The organism is Roseovarius halophilus (ex Wu et al. 2025), from assembly GCF_047086965.1.
In genome coordinates, this window is the sequence record NZ_JBKOTX010000333.1 from 1 (window position 1) to 3,786 (window position 3,786).

General features: G+C 68.0%; 3 protein-coding genes and 2 pseudogenes. 3 read left to right on the forward strand and 2 right to left on the reverse strand.

Annotated features, from left to right (window positions below):
* A pseudogene (locus tag ACH107_RS30790) lies at nucleotides 1-123 on the forward strand (glycine--tRNA ligase subunit beta); the annotation flags it as partial.
* A 105-nt stretch (nucleotides 124-228) separates the two neighbouring features.
* On the opposite strand, the pseudogene ACH107_RS30795 reads toward ACH107_RS30790, so the two are convergent.
* Together ACH107_RS30795 and ACH107_RS30800 are read right to left on the reverse strand one after the other, a co-directional pair.
* Nucleotides 229-948 (reverse strand): annotated as a pseudogene (locus ACH107_RS30795) (Mrp/NBP35 family ATP-binding protein); the annotation flags it as partial.
* A gap of 4 nt (nucleotides 949-952) precedes the next feature.
* The gene (locus ACH107_RS30800; RefSeq protein WP_412509491.1) at nucleotides 953-1,570 is read right to left on the reverse strand and encodes a MarR family winged helix-turn-helix transcriptional regulator; all 618 of its coding nucleotides are present in this window, start codon (nucleotides 1,568-1,570) and stop codon (nucleotides 953-955) included.
* 88 nt (nucleotides 1,571-1,658) lie between these two features.
* Here ACH107_RS30800 and ACH107_RS30805 point away from each other — a divergent pair, with 88 nt between their 5' ends.
* Both ACH107_RS30805 and ACH107_RS30810 read left to right on the forward strand, forming a co-directional pair.
* Complete coding sequence (locus ACH107_RS30805; protein WP_412509492.1) at nucleotides 1,659-2,522, forward strand: sigma-70 family RNA polymerase sigma factor; 864 nt, start codon at nucleotides 1,659-1,661, stop codon at nucleotides 2,520-2,522.
* 424 nt (nucleotides 2,523-2,946) lie between these two features.
* Nucleotides 2,947-3,471: an Arm DNA-binding domain-containing protein gene (locus ACH107_RS30810; RefSeq protein ID WP_412509493.1), complete on the forward strand. Its 525-nt coding sequence runs from the start codon at nucleotides 2,947-2,949 to the stop codon at nucleotides 3,469-3,471.
* The last annotated feature ends 315 nt before the right edge of the window (nucleotides 3,472-3,786 follow it).

A 3,786-nucleotide genomic window follows, 5' to 3' on the forward strand; every position in this document is an offset into this window, starting at 1 on the left:
GTTTCGGTGGCGGTGGCGCTGGCCGACAAGATCGACACGCTGACCGGGTTCTGGGCGATCGACGAGAAGCCCACCGGGTCCAAGGACCCGTTCGCGCTGGGCCGCGCGGGGCGGGGGGGGGTTTGGTTTGTCGTGGGGCAGGCCCGCCCCGGCGCCGGATGTTCCCGCCAGCGCCCCGGCGATGTCGCGGTACGCCGCCGCCGCGGGGCTGTCGGGTGCCTCCATGACCAGCGGGCGCCCGGTATCGCCCCCGTCGACGATGGCCGGGTCCAACGGGATGCTGCCGAGGAACGGCACGCCGATGTTTTCGGCGATCCGCGCGCCGCCGCCCCCGTGGAAGATATGCGTGATCTCGCCACAGGAGGGACAGGTGAAGCCGCTCATGTTCTCGATCACGCCGAGAACGGGCACGTTCACCTGCTCCAGCATCCGCAGGCCGCGCCGCGCGATCTTGAGGCTGACATCCTGCGGCGTGCTGACCACCACCGCCCCGGTGAGCGGGAACGCCTGCGCGAGGGTCAGTTGAATGTCGCCGGTGCCCGGCGGCAGGTCGAGCAGGAGCACGTCGAGCTGACCCCACGTGACCTGCGTGACGAACATCTGCAGGTATTTCGTCACCATCGGACCGCGCAGGATGGCGGGCTTGTCGTCGTCCGACAGCATGGCCATCGAGATGACCTTGATGCCCTGCGCCTCGGCGGGGATGATTCTTTTCTCGGCGGACATGGCGGGCGGCTGGTTGCCCGCCAGCCCCAGCATTCCCGGGATGGACGGGCCGTAAAGATCGGCGTCCACGACCCCCACGCGGAGCCCCTGCGCGGAGAGCGCGGCCGCGAGATTGGCCGTGACGGTCGATTTCCCGACACCGCCCTTGCCGCTGCTGACGGCGATCAGGCGGCCGATACCGTCGAGCGGGCCGGCGCCCGCCTGCTGTCTGGAGTCACTCATGTTGCTATCCTTGGCTGCGCTTGTTTGTCGGCGCGGTCGCGTCGCGTACCGCCGGACCCGGCGCGAAATTGGCGCAGAGCCGCCCGATATCGCCCGGGGCCAGATCCGAGGCCACGCAGGCGCAATACCCGCCGCAGGGGCGGTTTTCGTAGTGGGTGCAATCGTCGCAGGTGCCGAAGGCACGGCTGCCGCGTTGCTGGGCCAGGTCGGCCGACAGCGCGGGCAACAGACGTTCGAGCGCCGCCCGGTCACCCGCCGTCAGCCCGGCAAGGGCGGCTGTCAGGTGGCGCAGCGGGTCCTGCGCGAGCATCTCGTGACCCGGCCCCGTCACCTCGAACTGGACACTGCGGCCGTCGCGTTCGGAGCGCCGCCGGCTGAGCAGGCCGCGCGCCTCGAGCGCCTTGATCGTCTGCGAGGCGGTGCCGCGGGTCGTCGCCTGGAAGCTGGCGAAGGCCGAGGGCGTTCGCGACGCGCTGTTGGCCCGCGCGAAGAAACGCAGCGCCGTCCATTGCGCGGCCGTCAATTCGGCCCCCGAATCCTCGCCCCGGGCGGAACGGCCGATATGCACCAGTAATTCGGCGAGTTCATCCGGGCGCCGGGTCGTGTCATTGCCTGAAGTCATGGGAATTTAATAGCGATTCAAAACCGGTTTGACAAGCCGGGATCGTCGGATATGATTTCGAATTGAAACCAACTACGGGGACGGCCCGATGAACAAGCCCTTTGTGCCAAGTGACCCGGCCCGGCCGGCGCATACCGACCGGCCCGATTTTCTGAGTCGCGACGAGGAGGCGCGCCTGGCCCGCGCATGGCGCGACCACGGCGACGTGGCCGCGCGCAACCGACTGGTGACGGCATTCACGCCGCTGGTGCTGTCGATCGCGAAACGGCATTCCCGGGCGCGACGGCTGGATGATCCCGACCTCGTGCAGCAAGCCCATATCGGGCTGCTGAAGGCCGCCGACGGGTTCGACCCCGACCGCGGCTTCCGGTTCGCGACCTACGCGGCGTGGTGGGTGCGCGCGGAGTTGCAGGAATATCGCCTGTCCACATGGTCGCTGGTCGCGCGGGGGCGATCGGCGCGGGCGCGCAAGGCGTTCTTCAACCTGCCGCGGCTGGAGGAAGCGACGGAATGGCGCCCGGGCGAAACGCCCCGGGAGCGCGACGCGCGCATCGCCGCGGACCTTGGCGTGAACATGGCCGAGCTGGACCGGATGCGCCGGCAATTCGGCGCGCAGGACAGCTCGCTCAATATCGCGGCGGCGGATGGCGAGGGCGACGAGATCATCAACCTGTTGCCCGATCCCGAGGCCGACGTGGAAGCCGACGTTGCCACGCGGCACGACCGCGAGGTGCTGCAGCGCAACCTGACGCACCATTTCCGGCAACTCCCGGAACGCGAACGCGATATCGTCATCGCCACGGTGCTGCGGGATCCGCCGATGACCCTGAACGAGCTGGGCGAAAGCTATGGCATCTCGCGCGAGCGTGTCCGCCAATTGCGGGAGCGCGGCCTAGGCCGGCTGCGCGAGTTTCTGGCCGAGGACGCGGCAGCGGCGACGGAACTGTCGTGACGGGACCGTGGGCGCCAACGGCGCCGAAACGACCATGGCCGTTTCGCAAAACGGCAGTTGGCTGGCTTTGAAATGGTGCCCCCAGAAGACACCACAGTCTTGTTGCCGGTTGTCTCGTACTGTTCATTGCGGACATTTTTGAACAAATGATTTGATCAGGCCTCGCATGTTGTACGGCTGCCCTCCGTACGCGATCAGAGCGGCGCATTGTGGCCCGGCAAGCGCCACCCCGGGCGGGCGGTAGCGCCCGACCCTGACGCCGTGATTGACGCCTGGGATGCAGGAAAGCACCGAGGCGACGAGCGCCGCCGAAAAGCCACCGTATGTTGCTGGCCAAGACGCCTACAGCGCTGGCGCGCCGATCGACGCCACCCCCCCGCAAGGAAGAGATACTCTACGCCGACCGCTACCCCGGGCCGCGGGAATGCTGGCGGCATGGATGGCTTCATGCCAAGGCGCGGTGCGAACACGTTCACCGGCCGAACGGGACGGCGAGCTGAAGATGGCGCGCGGTCGAAACATTCTGACAGCGGGACAGATGCGCAAACCGCGACCGGGCCGGCAGCAGGACGGCGGCGGCCTCATCCTGCACAAGACGGAAAACGGCGGCCGTCGGCCCTGGCGATATTCTTTCGCCGGACGCCGGCGTGAGCTGGGGCTTGGCGGCCTTGATGCGGTCACACTGGCGCAGGCGTGCGCAACGCGGCACAAATGGGCCGCGGTACTTGCCGATGGGCGGGACCCGATCTCCGAACGGGATCGTGGAATCAACGGCCGGCGCACGGAACTGCACCATGCTGATCCAACATTTGCCGAGATCGCGGAGATGGTCTTCGAGGCATGCAAGGCCGGGCTGCGCGAGGATGGAGAGAGGGGGCGCTGGTGGTCGCCGCTACGCCTGCACTCTGGCGGCAGCTCAACGGGTACGGATCCTCGGTTCGCTGCTTGAAATTCGTGATCCTTGCCGTCATGCGGCCGGGGGCGGCACGATGGGCCAGTTTCTCCGAAATTGATGAAACGGATGCGGTCTGGACCGTGCCGCCGATCGAATGAAGGCGCGGGAGGGAAAGGCGCAACCGTTCCGCGTCCCGCTCACGGAGGCGAGCCTTGAAATCGTGGCGAGATGCAAAGAAGCGGCGCCGATGCCGGTACCGCGCAAGACCACCGCGCGGCCACCCTTTCGGCCAGCCGGCGCCAAAGCCTCGCGGCGCAATGGGGCGCCCAGGTGCGCCGCAGGATCGAGCAGTCGAAGCGCTATCCGCGC

Coding starts and splice junctions, on each gene's coding strand:
- ACH107_RS30800 (WP_412509491.1), bottom strand. CDS start 1,570: ATGACTTCAGGCAATGACACGACCCGGCGCCCGGATGAACTCGCCGAA.
- ACH107_RS30805 (WP_412509492.1), top strand. CDS start 1,659: ATGAACAAGCCCTTTGTGCCAAGTGACCCGGCCCGGCCGGCGCATACC.
- ACH107_RS30810 (WP_412509493.1), top strand. CDS start 2,947: ATGCTGGCGGCATGGATGGCTTCATGCCAAGGCGCGGTGCGAACACGT.